The sequence below is a fragment of the Enterobacter cloacae complex sp. ECC445 genome (genome assembly GCF_021892025.1).
Classification (GTDB): Bacteria; Pseudomonadota; Gammaproteobacteria; order Enterobacterales; family Enterobacteriaceae; genus Enterobacter; species Enterobacter chengduensis.
Genome location: NZ_JAKLRZ010000009.1, coordinates 50,570 through 69,387 on the forward strand (window position 1 = coordinate 50,570; position 18,818 = coordinate 69,387).

Consider the following 18,818-nt stretch of genomic DNA (forward strand, 5'->3'; position numbering starts at 1 on the left):
AAGGGGGCTAACAAACAGCATGGGGATTGGATTTAACGAAGTCAGAACAAACAACAAACCTTGCTACAGGTTGGGGTTTTCATTTACTCGGATTTGGGGCCGCTATCTTACTCTTCTGCCGGAGATCCATTATTGGGATCTGTTCCGCCATTTAATTTAGCCTGACGTTTTTCTGCACGACGAAGCGCTTTGTTTTCAGACGCGGTGATTTCACTGGCAAGCGACTTGAGCAGCTCAATAGTACTTCGGTTCAATGTCACTGGGATTTCCACATCTGCACTGGAATCCGTGACCTCCGGCAACTCGATGGCGTTAAGTTTCTGCAACAGCTGTTCGTTAATAACTTTAACCCCTTCCACCACGCGGGTTGCCAGCACAGGTGGAATGCGTGGTGCCTTGAAGTCGGACGGGCGAAGGCGTACTTGACCCTGAGGCGTTTTACGGACAATCACCCCTTTGGACGAAGCCTCTTCAAGATCGGCGATTAACTTCTCAATACGTGAAATCGCCTCCGTTTCACCAAACTGATCCAACAGGTCAAGCACTGCGACGTAGGAGATTGCATCGGCATGAATAAGCGTCTTCAGATACACAGGGATGGATGCCAGCCGAATCAGAGCACTGATAGCCGTAGCGCTTTTGCCTTCTCGCTGGGCGATACGCTCCAGGGACCAGCCACCGATTTCTTGTAAACGACGGTAAGATACACCGAGTGCCACAGGAGAGAGTGCCATCCCACGGTTGCCGTCGATAGTGGCCAGTTCGCAGCCGACTTCATCTTCTTTGATTTCGGTGGCACGGATACTGATGTCGTGACCTTCCGCCAGGGCAGTTTGTGCAGCTATTAACCGGCAGTGGCCCTGACGGACGAAAGGAACGCCATCAATGAAACGAATGCGGATCGGGTCTACATAGTCACCACGAATGAAAGCCGCTTTGATGTTAGCGATGTGCTCAGCCACTTCCGGCAGCTTGTAAAAGTCGGCACCCATGCCCATTTCGCGGGAGTTGAAACCGGGAGTGACCTGAATGACGCCGGGATGCAGAGCGTAGGTTTTCAGCTCAGAAACCTCTGCACACAGATCAATGTTCATATCACGAAATTGCTTAATGCCAGAGATAACACGCCCTGTCCCGGTCATGTTCTGACACGCAATTGTCGGCATCGGGGAGGGGGTAGATTTAGCAGTCTTAAGCTCAGTCATAATCTCACTCATAGTAACTCCGGTAATCATTCTGGGGGGCTTGATGAGGGAAATGCTATCTAAAAAATTCGGTAAGCAAGGTTGGGTAAAAGGCACTTTTTCGGTTTATGACGTTTTGGTGGGAAAAAAGTTACTTTATGATGAATTCAAAAGCATGAAAAAAATGTGTTAAATCAACATGGTGAGGAATTTAATGTAAGAATTGTAAATTTCTAAAAAATAGCAAAAAAAATCAAAAATAACTTTTATGAGCCAGCAGCAGCCGAATTTGTCCTCGTAAACTGTTAGCTATCTTAGTGGTTTCGCTATGATTGACTGACTGACTGACTGACTGACTGACTGACTGACTGACTGACTGACTGACTGACTGACTGACTGACTGACTGACTCTTTGACTCTTCCAGAATACGGAGCGAATGTGAACCAGAATCTACATCAGCCAATGCTAAAGTGGGCCGGAGGCAAGACAAAGCTTATGCCCTTCATTCGCTCCCACTTCCAGAGAGATGAGCAACGCCGATGGGTTGAACCCTTCATTGGTGCCGGATCGGTGTTTCTCAACATGTTTGCGACAGAGGCGCTCCTGGCAGACAGTAACCCCGATCTGATTAATTTTTATCGCTGCATCAGGGAAAACAAAGCGGAATTTCGTCATCAGGTTAATCAACTGGCAGAATGCACCTTCTCGAAACCGGATTACTATGCATTGCGTACAGAGTTCAATAACACGTCCGACAGCCTGCGGCGGGCCGTGCTTTTCTATGCCCTTAACCGGCTCGGATTCAACGGGCTTTGCCGTTATAACTTGGCCCGGGAATACTCAGTAACCTGGGGTCAGCGTAGTAGCTTCAAGCTGAGCTCCGCAAAACTTGATTATCTCTCATTCCGGCTGTCGGGAATTGAACTGAAACTGTCCGGGTTTGAAGAAACGCTGGCGGGAGCTGGTGGGCAGGACCAAATTTATTGCGACCCGCCCTATGACAAGATCACCAAAAGTAGCTTTGTGTCGTATGACGGAACGCCCTTTGACAAAGCGGCACATACCCGCCTGGCAGACCTTCTGGTGAGTGCCGCTATCAAAGGAGCCCGGGTCGCTGTCTCGAACAGCGATACGCCATTTACCAGAGCGCTGTATGAAGAGCGGGGGTTTGCTATCCATTCAAGGAGTGTTTATCGGTCAATTGGCTCGTCAACAGGTAGCCGCCAGGCCGCAGACGAAATTCTCGCCGTGCTCGAATAGACCGTTGGTGCCGCAGCAGCATCGTTCACAATATACGTCAGGCAGCTGCGGACGATATCTCTTCAATTGTGAGTGCGTCGTTAAGTGCCCGTTGCGCATAAGGGATAATCTCCAGCTCCTCAATGATGCGTGACTCCCCTCGCCCGTCGCTGACAAACTGGATTAGCCCCATCTCAGCCAGACAGATGAGATTAGGCATAATTCTGACTCGCTCCCTGCCAGGGCCTAAGCATTTCGTCAGCTCACATACCCGAAACGCAGTGCGATTGGCTTTTCGCAAGTAATCATAAAGCGGATAGAGGATGGCCCTGCGCTTTAAAAGATGCTCTGTGAGGTTTGTCTGGATGAGATCGCCGGTAATATCAATCATCGTCAGAAGCCGAAGGGGAAAAGTCAGGGTGTACGTATCAGAAGCCTGAGAATACGAGAATGCCAACAGAAAACTGAACGTGTAACGCTTTCTGTAATAAGGGGCATATTCAGCGAGCGTTGTTGAAAGGCAAATCAGCAACTCCTCAATGTTACCGTGGGTGATTAAACCCATGCGTTCACTGTTTCGCATCGAACTGTAATCTGAAAATACCAGTCGGGAACGGCTAAGCCAGTCATTGGCCTTTATATTTACGGCAAAACTGACGTCATCATGAATAATGTGAGCATTGGCGAGAATCTGATTATGGACATGCATCAGTAACTGCAAGTATGGATATCGACATACTGGCTGTAGCTGGACGCCATTTAAGGACACCGAGGAAGACAAGTCACTGCCCACCGCGTCTGGCTGGAATAATCCAGCGTCTGACGGGATTACAATCTTTCGCTGAGCAGACTTACCAGAAGATCTAATTGATTTGGCAATAAATCCAAACGTGAGATCTTTATTCAAAACATCCTCCGATAATTTCTCATTCTCCACTTAGCACTGATATGCATATCCCGGCCGACAATTAAACCGTATTAAAAATCAAAGATTCCGATCTACAGGCGAGTGGGTGTTAAATAATAAATAGTCCGTTTTATTTAGATTATCAGTTAAAAAAGATATTTTTTATTGAATGGCAGACTAAAAAAAATGAAAAGTTTTATTGGGCGTGAAAAAAAACCGGTTAAGAATAGTGCGTAGCCTGGTCTACCGTGAGTGAGTCGGCACGACAGTGCCAGAATAACAGCCTGCTCCGTCAGGCTGTATTTGTATTCCGCGTCAGACGGGTTAGTGATGTAATGGCATAGGATGTAGAGTCGTAAGTGAAATAACGTCGAATTTTCCCTGATAGCGTGTAGCTCTCACCCAATTCAACGGCATCCTGGCTCTTGTGTGTGAATGCGAACCCACCAAGATTAGTCATTCCGGTAAAGGTAAAGAACTTAGAACCGCTTGATTTTGAATACTGAGCCCTGATTTCTGTAAACGCGATAATGACCTTAACTACATCTCCCGGTTTATAACGTCTGTTCACATGAATATCAGTAGAGGAAGCTAAGGGTGTTTCTGCCTCTGCCACAGGTTTCTTAACAACAACAGGGGTTTCAAAGCCCTGACCAAACGAGGAATTAAAGCTCTGCAATTGTCTTGTGGTAAGAAACAAGCCAGCGTCCAGTTGACGTTTCAAACCAGAAGCAAACTCTGATCCATCTTCATAAAGTAACTTTAGTGCCATAGCATTAGACTGCTTCCAGCGTTCAAGAGCAGGGCACTTCAAAAATGCAGGTAGATCCTCAAAAATGCTGGGGCTGTTGAATTTGAACAGTGGCTCCTTTTCAGGTGCGGCAGTACCTGAACCAAGGCAAATACTGCAATCTTTACTGGGCAAAAGCAGATCAACGCAAGTCGGGCACTCACGAACAATGTATGCAAAAGAACGTCCTTCTTCTTCGTAAACCTTAAGTGAAGACGGAATTAAAAAGTAATCGTGTGTGAAAAAAATCTCCGTCATTTTTCGAGCACCTTGAGTCGTTGATTAACTATGGACAGTGACTTTTGGATAGTGTCAACAAATTCGTTGTGGCCACCTTCACTGTTATCAAACCGGTGACCAGCATTGATAAGTTCAATATTTTTCTCAAGTGCTTCCTTGGTAATAAGGAGGGACTTGTATGTTTCAATCACTGAAAATTTACCCTTAGCCATTTTTCACCCCGTACTAACTTGAAGTAATCAGCATGTCTCGAATTTCGTTCAATTCGGAGACACTTGATTTAGGTATGACAATGACAGTTGACTCGTCACTTAAAATAGCCAGCAGCATTTTTAAATTACTCTCGCTTAAATTCAAATTAAGCTCATTTCCATCATCTGTGAGGAATCTCTGATCCACTCCAGAGAATAATTCTTTGTGCTGTTTGCTGATTTTAACTTGAGTTACATAATTAGTACCGTCAGTGTCAGAGGTAAGTGCAGTGGTCAGCGACAGAAATCCAGATTTAAGGCGTTCTGTTTTCTTCTGCGACAGTCGTTTAATGCCTAATGATGAACGCGTTACCGATTTCGCACCGTTCCTCTGAACCTGGTTTATACTCTTATCATCCCTGTCCTCTTTGCCATTGCTGGCATTCATTGCTGGTTCACTCGCACTTACAACTTCACTCTGAATTGTGGGGTTGACCGGCATTGTGGTTGGGGCTGGCTGAGCCGCAATATCAAGGTGCGATTTCAGATGCGCGAGTACTTTCGCATGGTCGTTTGAATACCTGAGCATAATTTCAATGGCCAGAGTTTTTTTAATTTCACCCATGCTGATAAGGCGTTGCAGTTCAACAGGCATATCAAGGATCTTGAGCATATTCCGTATCGCAGTCGTCGAACGCTGATAGCGCTGGGCCAGAGACTCGACGGATGAACCCATTTTTACTGCATGTGCTAATGCATGCGCCTGGCTGACCGGATTAAGTCCATTACTTCGGTTGCCATCAAGATTCTCAAGATATTCCTCGATCTCATTATCATAAGCGAGCAATACGACAGAAATACTCGGAATGACTGCACCCTCTGAGAGTGCCAGTTTAAGCGCGTGGGTTCTGCAATGCCCCTGACGGACGATATATTGGCCATCTTTTAGAACAACTTTAATCAGGTCAACGCGACGACCTTCCTTATAAGCCTGTTTAATAGATGTTATGGTCGATTTGACGGGCTCCAGTTCATAACAAAGGTTGCCAATAACCGCCTCGCGGGGGTTAAAGCCAATTTCAATGACAAGAGAAAGTGGAGCAATCTGTACGATTTTGTACTTGTTTTGGTCCATGATGGTCTCCTTTTTTTACCATCTTACAAGGTGTCCTCTCAAAACCTAATAACCCCGCCGCACCAAATCCAAAACATACCCTGCTTTCCATAAAGTTACTTTTTTAGCTCACCTGATTGGTCTGCTCTGAATGCGAGATGCTATGCAGGAAAAATGATGGGGTTTAGTGAAATCGTCCGGGTAATTAAAAAAGTATCATTCAATTGCAATAGACCCATCCCAAATCAACTTAGTGGAGTGAATATGGAACTGACGTTGAATCACGGTATGTATACCGAAAAAAAAGCAATTGAACGCTTCATTCAATCAAAGGCCGGAAAAGTTGTACTGTGCCTAATTATGAGCCTCTGCATTTGCTCGCTGTCTTATGCGGGCTCAGATGACGGTGCTCTGGGTGATGTCTGGTCATATATGAGTGAAAGTATGACTGGTGCGCCGGGTAAAATCATGGCTGCTGCAATGCTGTTCTCTGCTTTCTATTTTTCCATCATCAAGCCGAACCCGGGTATTGCTCTGGTTTCAGCATTCATGATGCTGGTAATGGCGAATGGCGAGAAGATCATCAGCACATTTATGGATGCAGGTATCGCCCTTTAAGCTCCCCTTCACTGCGATGAGGGGGGTGCCCCCCTCTTTGGAACAAAATGTCTGAGCAACAAAATATCCCAAAACACACTTACCGGTTCCCTTTCCGTGTAAATATGCCTTTGCTTATCCTTTTTTGGGATGCCAAAAAGCTGGGAGTGGCATTTCTTCTGCTAGCAATTGGAAATATTTTTGAGTGTTTTACTCTCGCGACATGCCTAGCTGCTTTTTACTGGATTGCTTATAACAAAGCCGCAGAGCTCGGTGTCAGAGGTGTTCTCAGGCATAAAATGTGGTGGCTTGGTTTTTTCCCAGGTAAATCAGTGTTCAATAGCCGGTATTTCACTGATCCGTTTATTAGAAATCTATATTCCTAAGGAGTCAGTTTTGGATATCTTGAAAAAAATGCAGACTGCTCTTGGGTCTAATAAAAAAGAAGATGAAATTAATAAAGAAGCGGAAACCTTATTTTCGGGCCGTTTCTTTGATACAAAAAAGAATTTCAGTCCAGAAGCCAAAAAATCAGGTGCTGGTATTGCTTATAGCGAACTGATTTCTCGGAGCAGCAGGATCGTCACAACAAATTTGGTTTGTGTAGGAATTATCGGTGTTTTAGTGATTAAAATCGTCTTTATGACAAATCCAGTCACGATAGTGACACCACCTAATATGACAGAAGAAGTGACTTTGGTTGGAAATAAAGCTTCTGAATCCTATAAAACTCAGTGGGCAATGTTCTACAGCACCATGCTTGGGAATATAAACCCTAAGAATATACAGTTCGTAATGAACTACATTCTCGATTCGTTATCGCCGGAACTCCAAGCCAAAACTGGTGAGGCTCTGGAAAGCCAAATCAGTATTATGCAAGCTCGTGGCGTGGATCAGACTTTCCGTGCAAACGATATCTACTTTGATCCAAAAAACGATATGGTCTATGTCTGGGGAACAAAAACTACAACGCTTTTAAATGTGCCAGACAAATCAGAATCATCAAAATGGACGTTTGAATGGGTGATCGGTATGAAAAACGGTCGTCCACGCATTGCTCACGTAAACCAATACGCTGGTACGCCAAACATCAAAAAAATCACTGTTAATGGCAAAGAGCAATTGGCAACACTGGATAACCCGCCACCGTCGACAGGTAAATAGTCATGATATTAACCAACACTTCGAGATTTAGTACTTTGGGCCTGGCTATTTTGCTGGCAATGTCCCATGCGGTTAACGCAGAGGAATATAAGCTGCCTGCGACTATCAATAATCCGGTTGTAATGCCCGTTGGCGCTGACTCATTCAAAAATGCAATGACTGAATCAATCGCACCGAAAATTCAGGACGCAGTGCAACCGAAGCCGACAACTGACTTGCCAACGGTCACTCTCTCTAAAGAAAGCAGCAGCTCCCCGGCTGTCACTGCGATCACCAGTGCCCTGGAGAAGAATCCTACCCTCCCTGGCTATACGGCACAGCAGCAATCTGGCCAATTAGATGCCTATGGCCGTGCCGTTAAAGGAGATGTCCAGCAAAATGCACAGGGGACCGGTGGAGGTTCAAAAGCGGATGAGCTGTATATGGAAGCCCGAAATCGATACAAGGAAGTACAGCGCGTAAATGTGCCACCAGGAGGTAATATTGTTTTACCCGTATCCCGTGGTTTGCAGAACAGGATTTCAACTTCTTTTAAAAATGCTTCAGTCAGTACATCGACGTCAGAAAAGGATGCCAATATCTTTGTGAACGGAGGAGATGTTTTCATCTCCACCAATACCGACAAACCCATTGGCATCATGTTGTCTGAAGATTCTGTACCTGAATCAACTTACAACCTGACATTGGTACCGCTTGATGTGCCGGGGGCAATGATATCTGTAACAACTTCGCTGAGTCCGAATATGAAGGAGAAGCGAGAAACCTCTCTGGACCAACAGCAATACGCTGAAATGCTTGAAAAATCCCAGCAAGAAGATATGCAGCAAAGTGATCCAAAACAAGACGATCATAAGCAGAGAATCATCGATATCCTCACACCGGTAGCGCTCGGTGAAGTACCGTCAGGTTTCAGTCTTCAGGAAGAAAGACTATCCAGAATTCCCGTGAAAGAGCAATCACCATGCAATTTCAACATGTACGCAAAACTTGGCCAGCGCCTGGTGGGTGCCCGTGAACTGATTGACGTCATTTTGGTAAAAAATGATCAGCCCTACAGTCAGGTCGTACCGGACCAGCAATGTGTGACTGAGGGTGTTATTGCGAGTGCCATATTTGACAAGGCATTTTTGCAGCCGGGAGAAGAAACTGAGCTCTATATTGTTCGGGATAAGCTATTTAAAGAGCGTGAATCTCGGGTGACTACGCGGCCAAGCTTAATTAAGAGATAAGGATGAATAAAGTAGCTTTTTTAAAGCTCCTTCTTTTTCTCTCCTTTGGTGTAGCAGTTTTTGGTTTCACGCGACTTTATTACATAACGACTTATGTACCAAAAGCCTCTGTGACAATCATTCCAACGGAGTACTGGCAAGAAGATGTAGCAAATTCAACAAATGGAAAACCTATTTTCGTGTTAAATGACCCGACACTGGAAAATAAGTTTGTTGGAAGTCCTGCATCCAATAACAGTACTGACGATGGTGCTCTGAACAGGAAAACCCGAATCAGGGAAGAGAATGAGCTAAATGGAACTGGTCACCATACCGGAAATTCGGTCATGAATTCAAATGAAAGCCATGATGCGCATGATACTTGGGTTCACGCCGGGACACCTTATGTAGTTCCGCAAATGTCTCAAGCGGAACGCAGTATTAAAATAAAACGATTATTGCCACCTCAAAGCGGAGCGGGATATGAAACTAAATAAGGCCTGGGAAAATAAATCATTCCGGTACTGCACTATGGGTGTGGTAATCGTGGCGCTGATTTATATCATCAGCCAGTCAATATTCAGTACACCCGAAAAGAAAAAAAGTAAAACACAGAAAAAAGATTTGGTCACTAATATGCTTATCGATGATACGCAAGCCGATAAGCTGAGCAGTGACGAGAGCAAAAAGGTCTATGACGAAATGATTAAGCAAAACCGTATAGACCAAAACGAAGCCAAAAATGACCGGGAAAAAGCTGAAAAGGCTCAGCAGGAAACAAAAACTCAGATGGCTGCGTTGCAGTCTCAATTGCAGCAAGTAACGCAACAACTGAGTGATATGCAGAATAACAGGGGCAACAATAATCGCAGCCTTGATTCAAGAGATCCACGCGGGTCTCAACAGCTGGTTAATGAGCAGGCCCCTGCCCCGTATCAGTTGAACAATAACTCACCAGTCAACAACCGGTTTTCAGGTAACGGCGTAATAGAGCCTACACGCAATAACCCAATGCGCACCATCACACAGCGGTCAATCAAGACCAGCGGTAATGACGGGGTCATCCAGGTTACGCCTGTTTCAGAGAGCAGAATTCGGGAAGGTAAGATCGATGGTAGCACCTCTAACGCTTCAAAAAGAAGTAATGGAGCCGATGGCACCACCCCGATTGACAGTAAGGCCCGACATGCTGCCAGAAAGGATGAACAGTTCTTACCGGCAACGTCAATTATTACGGGTGTGTTAATCAACGGACTGGAAGCTCCAACGAGCCTATCTTCTAAGGCTGAGCCGATGCCTGTGACTATGCGCATCAAGAAAGACATTATTATGCCTAATAACTTCACGATGGATTTGAGGGACTGCAATCTTATGGGGTCCGCTGTTGGCGATCTTGCTTCGCAACGGGCTTATATTCGGGCTACTTCCATTTCTTGTGTGAACTCTAAAGGCAAAGCCTTTGATGTAAAACTGGAAGCATATGCAGTCAGCGAAAATGATGGCAAAAACGGTATTCGCGGCACTCTTATCAGCCGAAACGGCAATGCAATTGCCGGGTCGGCATTTGCAGGCGGCTTATCGGCACTGGCAGGGAGTCTGAGCCCTAGCAAGGTCTCTTCCCTAAATATTGACCCTAATTCACAAGCTCAATACCAGACACCTAATTTTGGTGCGCTGGGTGCTCTTGCAGGCTCTGGGGCCGCAACTGGAGGGCTAAACCGCCTTGTTGACTACTATACCTCCCTGGCTGAACAGCAATGGCCAATCGTGGAAGTGAGCCCTGGCCGTGCCATTACGTTCATCGTGCAAACTGGTGCAACGATCCCAACGAACTTAGTCAGCCGCTGAGGTGACCTATGAACGAAGAACAGAAAGATAACTTGCCAGAAATCAAAGCCACCGAAAGCGATGTCAGAATTGGCAGTATAAAAATCCCGAAAAAAGTAGCTTTTGAAGTCGATATTGAAAAGGCACTTCGCTGGATTATCGCAATCGGGGTCCTGATAACGGTATGTATTTATGGCTATAAAGGGATAAAGAGCATCGACTTTTCTTCGGCTTTTGAAACCTCAACCAAAATTGCCGTGCTTGATATGCCCGGGTTAAAAAAGGAATTTTATAAAAACAACCGACTATCAGAGGATAATGAAAATCCAAGTGCCGGATTCGAGAAATATTTCTCGAAGTTAATGCGGTTTTATCGCAATGAAGGCTATTTGGTAATTGACTATTCCCTGACCTATTCAATTCCTAACAAGGTAAAAATCGTTACTTATATCGACAACGAAACGCTTTCTCAAAGCGTAACATCATCTGATATAGACTCCCACGACGAAACCGAGGCGGCACATTGAAAAAGTTACTTTTACCTATGGCGATATTGTCGATATTGCTTTCCCCTCTGGGAGTGCAGGCGACTAAGGGGGTTTTTAATGACAATGATGCTTCAGCCCTTATGTCCAAGGCTAAAGAAGGCGGCGTTTCTTCAGATTTGGCTAATATGCTGTCAAAGATGAAAAATTATAAGCCTCGTGATGCCATCTACATCCCAACAGGTGGCCTGTATTTCTTTGAAGACGAACGCTCTCAACTAATGGCAGTTACTACAGACGGTCGCTATTCTATTACAGGAGGGAGTCTCGTTGATATTGTTAAAAGAAAACCAGTTTTATCAGTAGATGAAATAAGGAAAAGCTATTTCATTAAACTCAGTGACGCGCCTTTTCAACTGGACACAGCATCTGTTATTCCGCTCGGGAATCCAAAGTTAGCCCGTCAAGCCGCGCTTTTTATTACCCTCGATTGCGACGGTTGTCAGGAACTGGTTAAGCATTTCTACGAAAATCGGGAAAAATACAGAGTTGATATTGTTCTGGTCCCCTCGCCAGAAGTAAAGGACGACTTGCGCCAGCTTTGGTGCAGTAAGGAAAAAGGTAAAATAAACAATCTTGATATTTTGCGCTGGATCATGGGCGAGAGGTCCGAAGTAAATAAGCGTTTGATACCTCTAAAAGAGGCAGCACAGTGCGAGGCTCAGCCATTAGTCGCATCGTTAATGTTGGCTGGCATATACAAATTGCAGGGCGTGCCATCAGTAGTTCGTGAAGATGGCCTGGCGGGTAACGGTGTGCCAAAGGATTTTGACGCCTGGCTAAAACAGTCCATCACTCCCCTTTTAAAAAACCCATTTGAGACAAAATAAGGCCACGGTATGAACTTTAAAAAATCTATTTTTGCTCTTCTTGTCGTTGGTTCTTCCACTTATCTGACCGGTTGTATTGGCAATTCTGAATCGGAATGCCCAGGAATCGAAAAGGGCGTCATCTGTAAGGGACCTCGTGAAGTCATGGAACTGACAAACAATCGGGATGATCTCTTCAGCTCGGGGGATGAAGCCGATATGGGAAAGGAGGGGGGCAATGCCAATGACACTAAATACCCTACACAAATAACACCGCCGGGAGGGGTTAAATACCCCAAATCACCGGTACTACTGAACCAGCCCGTTACATATTCCAAAACTACACTGACTCCTGCTGGCCAGGTGCCGGTGATGTACGACCAAAATCTGAAAAATGGTGCTCCAACTACAACGATTTCGCCGCGCCCTATTACCGGTACGTCAGTATCCGCTCGTGTACAAAATGGTTCGTCATATGTAACTACAACGCCATCAGTTAACCCGTTCAACCATCCGGCTGCTGAAGTTGTCGATAAAACGGTGCGCCCTTATCAGCAAGCTCCAGTTCCTCGATACATTGCCCCTAATTCAGACATTGCGCCCGCAAGAGATCTTTATTCCAAATACAATGGCCAGCCAGTAAACCCGTCTTTGAGTTCGGGTCAGATACAGCAATACAGAAGCCAGGGTTATAAGCAGGCTGTAGTCGCACCTGAGCCACTCGCTGTGCTCCAGCAGGGGAAAGTCATGCGCATCACGTTTGCGCCTTACACTGATGACAATGACGCGCTTAATTTACCTGGATTTGTTTACGTAAATGTTAAACCTCAGACCTGGATCGCTGGAAAGAATTCAACAGCCAACCCAGCTCGAATTGTACCGCTTGAAGTCCAGGATGCAGCCAGGGAGAACATGCAACAGCAGCAGAGAGCAACACAAGCTGTCTCCCCTAATGGCGTCGTAAGACAACTCTGAGGTCAAATATGGAAGCAATAAAGAAATATAATGATGGTTTGGCTCGCCACCAACTTGGAGCTTATGTCCCTGTATTTGACCAACTCATAGATACTCCGTACTTTCTGATCGATGGCAATCGACTGGGATTTATGTTTATTTTTAACCCATCGCCGGGTGTATTCGATAATCAGCAGGACGTATTGGCTGAATTATTCAAAATGGAATTCCCCGTTGACACCGTTTGCCAGGTATCTCTGACCGCCCTACCCGACCTGACCCTGCAATTAAGTGCCTGGTCTTCCGTCCGTGGAGGACGAATGACAGGCGATGATAAAGAGAAAACAGATCTCCTTAACGCATATCAACTGGACTATTTTGAGAGAAGCATGCATAAACCTCTCAAACCGGGCCACGACTCGCTTTCGCTGCGGGATTTTCAAGTCTGGATGTCCTTCTCAATTCCATTAAACGGCGCATTGCCGACGGAGTCTGAACAACGAAAAATAGACTCCCTTTATTCCGACATCAAAAGCAAATTATTGACAATGGGCATGCCTGCTTTTAGCGCAAATGCCGAAAGCTGGCTTTATTGCATCGATAAGCTGATTAATCCGGGGCAGAGCTCCCGCTGGTCCGAGGGGTCTGTTGACGTCAACACATTCCGGCGGCTCAACGAACAGTTAAACGTGCCGGGTCGCCAGTATAAAGTGACTGAAGGCAACTTTTCCTCAACGACACTGAGCAACGATAAAACAGAACATCGCTATTTTAAGCAACTCTCTGTGGTTAAATTTCCGGAATACGTCAACTTCGGCTGCATGTATGAGCTGGTTGTAAACTGGCTGCATGGTCGGAAAACAGTCTTCAGCCCCTTCATGATAACCCAAACTGTTTTATTCGCTGATCCATTGAAATTGAAGAAAGAAAATGTGCGTTATAAAGCGGTCACTAACAAGCAGGCAAGCATCCCTTCAGTAGTTACCTTCTGTCCACGTTTAAAAGACATGGACAATGATTACATGGCCGTGACGCGTGAGCTTGAAGACGGGGCAAGACTACTTCATAACTACCTGACGTTTACTGTAATGGGAAATAGTGAGGAAGAAGCCAGTGAAGCTGCTGACCAGATGCGTTCATTTTATCTGGAAAGTCGGGTGAACGTAGCTGACGATTCTTACATAGTGTTCCCATCATTAATGTCATGTTTGCCAATGTGTAATGACCCCAAAACAATACACGAACTTGACCGCTTTGATGTCGTAAGTAATCTGGGTGCAGCGCATATGTCACCCATTTTCGGGCCCTGGAAAGGCAACACTGACCGACCTGTATTGTCTCTCGTTTCGCGTGAAGGGCAAATGATAGGGTTGGATATTTTCAAAACATCAGCCAGCTACAATATGGTCATCGGTGCAACGTCAGGCGCAGGTAAATCGTTCTGGACGGCCTATCTGATAAACAATTATCTTGGGGCCGGTCCACGGGCAAATAACCTTGTTCATTTCAGGCAGGCCTATGAGCATCTTCGAAACAATGACTATGACTCGACTGACCCGGATGGGGCCCAGGTGTTTGTGGTTGATGTCGGTCGTTCTTACCAGGGTATTGCCGAACAATACGGTAACAGTCAGTTTATCGATTTTGGCAAAAGTCCGGACTTTACACTCAATCCATTCGCATTCCTCACGGATGTAGTGCAGGACGAGCGAGCCTTTGCGAATGCGCCTGAATATGATGGCGAACAAACCTCACAAGACGCAGAGAAAGACAAAGTCTCACAAACGATCATGGTTCTGAACCAGCTTAAAATCATGGCGTCAGAGACCGGGCAAATTGATGATTTCCAGCAGTCGGTAATGCTCCAGTTCATTGCCGAAGAGTACAACGAATCAAGAAAATTGGGTAAAACCGGTTCGATAACTGGATTTGCTGATCGTTGTTCCAAACACGAAGACAAGCGTATCCGGGATTTGGGCAATCAGTTAAGAGCGTGGTGTGATGGCGGAATTTATGGCAACCGATTCACAGATACGCTTCCGCCCATTAACTTTGACAGCAGATTCGTCGTTCTTGAGCTTGAAGAGTTAAAGGGAACACCTCACCTCCAAACAGTTGTATTGATGTCTATCATTCAGGCTGCACAACATGCCATGTTTATTAAAAAAGATGGCCGACGCAGACTCTTCATACTTGATGAAGCCTGGGAGTACATACGCCCGGATGACTCAAATGGTGCGGGTAACAACGCAAACCAGTTCTTCTCTTCATTCCTGGAGGCCGCATGGCGTCGTTTCAGGAAAACGAACTGTGCCGGTATTTGTATTACTCAGTCGTTTGAGGACTATTTCTCTTCATCGGTGGGACGAGCGCTTACTGCAAACTCACCATGGAAAATTATTATGAAGCAGGAGAAAGAAAGTATTGAAGCGATGAAAGCGAAAAAATACTTTTCAACATCCGATGCTGAGTATGAGCGTATGAAAAATATCCGAACAGTTAAAGGGTCATTTTCAGAAATGCTTGTGCGGTTTGAAAACTACCAGGAAATTGCCCGTCTATATGTGGACCGCAAAATGGAACTCTGCTTTACAACGGATTCTACAGACAGGAAAAAGCTTTGGGATATTCAGGATGAATTCAATTGCAGTTATGGTGAAGCAATTGAGATCCTCTACAATCGGGAGACTTCTGCTGCCGCTGCGTAAAGGTAGCAGCAGTGTATTGCTAAACTAGTTAAACGGCCTTTAAAGGCCGTTTTTTATCCGGTTAACAGAGTCCTAAAGTAATTATCGCAAACACTAATTTCATTCTAGTTGCACTTAGATATCTATTTGTACACGTGTAAGAATCAGCATGGATGCCAATTGTAACCAAAGTGATTGCATGTTGGGGAATAAGTATTCTTGCGGAACGTGGCGACAATGATTGAATCCAAGACTTACTGGTAATGTAACCAAATTGTATGCATTAATGTACCTTGGTGGTGTTTTTGACGGAAGTACTAGTATTGATGAATAAGCCAATTTGTATACAAGATGACACCAAGTAAATTAATCTGGATTAAATGAGCTAAATATGGAATATGAAGAAAGAGATTAAAAAAAACCGTGCTATAAGCACAGTTTTTAAATTTCAGTTACTAATTGTTAATTAAAACAGACTTAATGAAATCCTCAATTTTCTTCATGCTATCAGCACTTATCCTATTAAATTCCATTTTAACTTTGCGGCCGCTCTTATTAGTGCTAATTCTTGCGTATTTATCCTTGTTTTCAAATTTAGCCAGATCATAAGTTGTCCAGGTGTTCTTTGAGTTTTTATCGTCCAAATTATTTACGGCTAGTTGAATCCTATCCATTACAAATCTTTGTGCATCATCAATATCGAGCTCATCTGCCTGACTTAATTCTGCTTTAACTTTGGATACAACGTCATCAAGAAAGAATTTGTTTTTCTCAATGTATTTTTGAAATTTAGATAATTTAGCATAATACGAATTTGGAATGGCCTCGCAATCAGGGAAAAGCTCAATTAATGAATAATCAATATGAGCCGCCTGAGTTCGCTTCGAAACTGATACGTGTGTTATGCCAAGATATGCGGCAAGCTCTTCATTGGTAGTAAAGTTCCTTTCCTGCATAATCTTCAAATATTGCAAACCAACTTCCCGGTATGAAAATTTACGTGATGTTTGGGTGGCCGCAATGATAGATCTGATGTTGTCATCCGTGATGGTTTCAGGCAGGACCCATAACGGTAGGTCTTTATTTGCCTGAATGCAGCAGTAACGGCGGCGACTCCCTTCAATTATCAAGTACACATCATTTTGCTTTACCGCAATCCCTTCAGTATCAACGCCTCGAGCTTCTATTTGCTCCAAAATGTCACGAACTGCACCAGGATTTAGAGCCTCCTGATTACGTGGGTTTAATGGGTGAACGACTGTGGTGGCCTGCACGTTCGCTGCTGGGACCAAAACAAACGTGGCGTCGACCTTCTCACCTGCATTGAGGTTAAAAGACCTCTTTGCTGGAGCATTAGTTTTGAGAGATCCAAGTCCAGAAGTATGTCTTATCTCTGTGCGCTTAGGAGTGCTGACGTAGCGTGATTTGTCACTACCGATGTGTTGTTCGTTACTCATACATCCTCCCGGGATTTGACAGAGAAGCTTTTAATCTCATTAATAAATTGATGATAAACGGTTTTAACAGACTCCTCAGCTATATCCAGTTGCTTCGGAGGACAGAGTTCTTCTGACTTTTTGATATCCAATACGGAGCGTCCACGTGATGCAGCTGCTTTAAACGCCTCTGAGTTTTTGATGTTGGTAGTCATAAACAAGTCCTGGACAGTCCGAACTAATTTATCCAAGACGATCCGTTCATATGGGCTCTTGTCATCGACATTGACAGCCAGGACTTTGAACCATTTCAGATTCTCCCCTTTGCTTGGAGACTGTTTAAAACGTTCGCTTATAGTGAGCATAAAGTCAGTTGTGGAAGCGTAATCGTACTCACGCGGTGAAACTGCAACGAGGATGCCGTCTGCGCCTTCATCAGCGGCCCAGATTATTGGGGAGTCTTCAGGTGGTGTATCCATAATGATCAGGTCATATTTCTTTTTAAGAACTGGAAGTATGACATTCTTAAACCGCAATAAGAGCTCAGTGCGCATTTCCTTTGAGCATTGCCAGTAGTGATCTTTAAAGCGGGCATCAGTAGGGAATGCGGTAATAATGTCGAGGTTAGGAAGGTGAGTCGTAAATGGCATATTACGAATTATATCTTCTTCAGAGTGACCCATATTGAGATACTCTTTATATTCAGAGTTCTCTTCGTAAATCCCGAGCATGGCATCAACGATCGTGAGAAAAACATCATCTTCCTGAATGTTCTGAATCATATTGCTGCCGATTGAGCCCTGAGGGTCCCACTCGATCAGTAAAACTCTGGCGTTCAATTGAAGGTCCAGTGCTGATGCGACCGCTAGAGCGACAGATGTGGTGCTCTTCCCCGTCCCGCCCTTGTAGTTCTGCGCTACGATAGCTCTGCTGGTATATACATCGCTGTATCGCGGGAAATCGAGGGCTTCCATAATTTTCTGGACATCCCAGCGTGTATACAGATGATTTTTGTTCTGGTAAATAGGTGCGTTTACAACGCCCTTTTCTTCTAATTCAGAAATGACTTTATTAAAGGTCACTCGCGACATACCAAAAATATCTGAAAGGCTTTTCTTGTTAAGGCAGTGATTATAAATAAGTCGGTCAACGCCATCGACGCTGTCATCTGAAACATTGACTCGTGAAGCCGTCGTTAACGATTCTTTCAGTGAGATTTGTTCCGATTTCATTCGTTGGCCAACCAAGGCAATTTTTTCAATCAGATTCATACTGTCATGCTCCAGTGAACTAAAAATGAGTTTAAACGCATATTGAATCAGAGTACGCATCAGAACGTAACTTTACGCAAATGCGTAAAGTTTACGTATAATGCGTAAATCTAGCGCATATGCGTAAAGTGTACATGTTTAATGCAGAAATCGCTATCGTGTTTGTGACTTAGTTTTCAGATATTCTGGCTTGATTCATTATAGATTTGCAGGATAAGCATCTGGCGATTATGGGGGGACACGCAGTGCCCTTCTCTCACTTAATCGAGAAGATTAGCGCTATTGGGTGCGGATCAAAGCATCGTGGGTTCTCTGTGACCGGGTCAGTCTAACGATTAAGGGGGTTAAAACGCAGCGTCATGCGCCTCTTGTGACCGAGGCTGGCTGACGATTAAGGGGGTTATATCGCGGTGCATGGTTTCCTTGTGACCGTGGCAGTCTGGCGATTAAGGGGGTTAAATCGCAACGCATGGGTTCATTGTGACCGTGTCAGCCTGGCGATTAAGGGGGTTAAATCGTGGTGCATGGTTTCCTTGTGACCGTGGCAGTCTGGCAAATAAGGGGGTTAAATCGTGGTGCATGGTTTCCTTGTGACCGTGGCAGTCTGGCGATTAAGGGGGTTAAATCGTGGTGCATGGTTTCCTTGTGACCGTG

The 18,818-nt window shown here is 44.9% G+C and carries 18 protein-coding genes; 11 read left to right on the top strand and 7 right to left on the bottom strand.

The genetic code is table 11. The features are described from left to right. Positions 1-107 precede the first annotated feature (107 nt). Positions 108-1,217: a DNA-binding protein gene (locus L6R44_RS10695; RefSeq protein ID WP_237424144.1), complete on the bottom strand. Its 1,110-nt coding sequence runs from the start codon at positions 1,215-1,217 to the stop codon at positions 108-110. Positions 1,218-1,623: 406 nt separating this feature from the next. Here L6R44_RS10695 and L6R44_RS10700 point away from each other — a divergent pair, with 406 nt between their 5' ends. Next, a complete protein-coding gene (locus L6R44_RS10700) occupies positions 1,624-2,445 on the top strand; it encodes a DNA adenine methylase (protein WP_337249839.1) in 822 nt (273 codons plus the stop codon). A 37-nt stretch (positions 2,446-2,482) separates the two neighbouring features. Here L6R44_RS10700 and L6R44_RS10705 read toward each other — a convergent pair whose 3' ends face one another. The 4 genes from L6R44_RS10705 to L6R44_RS10720 all read right to left on the bottom strand — a co-directional run bounded on the left by L6R44_RS10705 (position 2,483) and on the right by L6R44_RS10720 (position 5,687). Then, positions 2,483-3,331, bottom strand: coding sequence for a hypothetical protein (locus tag L6R44_RS10705; RefSeq protein WP_237424145.1), 849 nt, complete (start codon positions 3,329-3,331; stop codon positions 2,483-2,485). 292 nt (positions 3,332-3,623) lie between these two features. Next, entirely contained in the window at positions 3,624-4,379 is a 756-nt protein-coding gene (locus L6R44_RS10710) for a hypothetical protein (protein ID WP_237424146.1), read from the bottom strand. Continuing rightward, positions 4,376-4,573, bottom strand: coding sequence for a hypothetical protein (locus L6R44_RS10715; RefSeq protein WP_237424147.1), 198 nt, complete (start codon positions 4,571-4,573; stop codon positions 4,376-4,378). The genes L6R44_RS10710 and L6R44_RS10715 overlap by 4 nt, the downstream gene beginning before the upstream one ends. A gap of 13 nt (positions 4,574-4,586) precedes the next feature. Next, positions 4,587-5,687: a ParB/RepB/Spo0J family partition protein gene (locus L6R44_RS10720; RefSeq protein WP_237424148.1), complete on the bottom strand. Its 1,101-nt coding sequence runs from the start codon at positions 5,685-5,687 to the stop codon at positions 4,587-4,589. A 243-nt stretch (positions 5,688-5,930) separates the two neighbouring features. Between L6R44_RS10720 and L6R44_RS10725 the strand changes: the two genes are divergently transcribed. The 10 genes from L6R44_RS10725 to L6R44_RS10770 all read left to right on the top strand — a co-directional run bounded on the left by L6R44_RS10725 (position 5,931) and on the right by L6R44_RS10770 (position 15,478). Beyond that, a complete protein-coding gene (locus tag L6R44_RS10725) occupies positions 5,931-6,284 on the top strand; it encodes a pili assembly chaperone (protein WP_237424149.1) in 354 nt (117 codons plus the stop codon). A gap of 47 nt (positions 6,285-6,331) precedes the next feature. Next, a complete protein-coding gene (locus L6R44_RS10730; protein WP_264440568.1) occupies positions 6,332-6,649 on the top strand; it encodes a type IV conjugative transfer system protein TraL in 318 nt (105 codons plus the stop codon). Positions 6,650-6,659: 10 nt separating this feature from the next. After that, positions 6,660-7,427 carry a type IV conjugative transfer system protein TraE gene (locus tag L6R44_RS10735; RefSeq protein ID WP_237424150.1) on the top strand — a complete coding sequence of 256 codons (768 nt, stop codon included), beginning with the start codon at positions 6,660-6,662 and terminating at the stop codon, positions 7,425-7,427. A 59-nt stretch (positions 7,428-7,486) separates the two neighbouring features. Next, positions 7,487-8,656 (top strand): TrhK, encoded by a 1,170-nt coding sequence (locus L6R44_RS10740; protein WP_442876505.1) that lies wholly within the window; start codon positions 7,487-7,489, stop codon positions 8,654-8,656. A gap of 2 nt (positions 8,657-8,658) precedes the next feature. Then, positions 8,659-9,132, top strand: coding sequence for a plasmid transfer protein HtdO (gene htdO / locus L6R44_RS10745; protein ID WP_237424152.1), 474 nt, complete (start codon positions 8,659-8,661; stop codon positions 9,130-9,132). Beyond that, entirely contained in the window at positions 9,119-10,483 is a 1,365-nt protein-coding gene (locus L6R44_RS10750; protein ID WP_237424153.1) for a TraB/VirB10 family protein, read from the top strand. Before htdO ends, L6R44_RS10750 begins: the two co-directional genes overlap by 14 nt. Before the next feature lie 8 nt (positions 10,484-10,491). Next, positions 10,492-10,989 carry a transcriptional regulator gene (locus tag L6R44_RS10755; protein WP_237424154.1) on the top strand — a complete coding sequence of 166 codons (498 nt, stop codon included), beginning with the start codon at positions 10,492-10,494 and terminating at the stop codon, positions 10,987-10,989. Between the two features lie 101 nt (positions 10,990-11,090). After that, a complete protein-coding gene (locus L6R44_RS10760; RefSeq protein ID WP_237424161.1) occupies positions 11,091-11,837 on the top strand; it encodes a DsbC family protein in 747 nt (248 codons plus the stop codon). A gap of 9 nt (positions 11,838-11,846) precedes the next feature. Further along, positions 11,847-12,791 carry a TraV family lipoprotein gene (locus tag L6R44_RS10765; RefSeq protein ID WP_237424155.1) on the top strand — a complete coding sequence of 315 codons (945 nt, stop codon included), beginning with the start codon at positions 11,847-11,849 and terminating at the stop codon, positions 12,789-12,791. Between the two features lie 8 nt (positions 12,792-12,799). Further along, positions 12,800-15,478, top strand: coding sequence for a TraC family protein (locus L6R44_RS10770; RefSeq protein WP_237424156.1), 2,679 nt, complete (start codon positions 12,800-12,802; stop codon positions 15,476-15,478). A gap of 434 nt (positions 15,479-15,912) precedes the next feature. Here L6R44_RS10770 and L6R44_RS10775 read toward each other — a convergent pair whose 3' ends face one another. Further along, on the bottom strand, positions 15,913-16,914 hold the full coding sequence (locus L6R44_RS10775) for a ParB family protein (RefSeq protein ID WP_237424157.1): 1,002 nt from the start codon (positions 16,912-16,914) through the stop codon (positions 15,913-15,915). Further along, the gene (locus L6R44_RS10780; protein WP_237424158.1) at positions 16,911-18,164 is read right to left on the bottom strand and encodes an AAA family ATPase; all 1,254 of its coding nucleotides are present in this window, start codon (positions 18,162-18,164) and stop codon (positions 16,911-16,913) included. Before L6R44_RS10780 ends, L6R44_RS10775 begins: the two co-directional genes overlap by 4 nt. Positions 18,165-18,818: the final 654 nt, after the last annotated feature.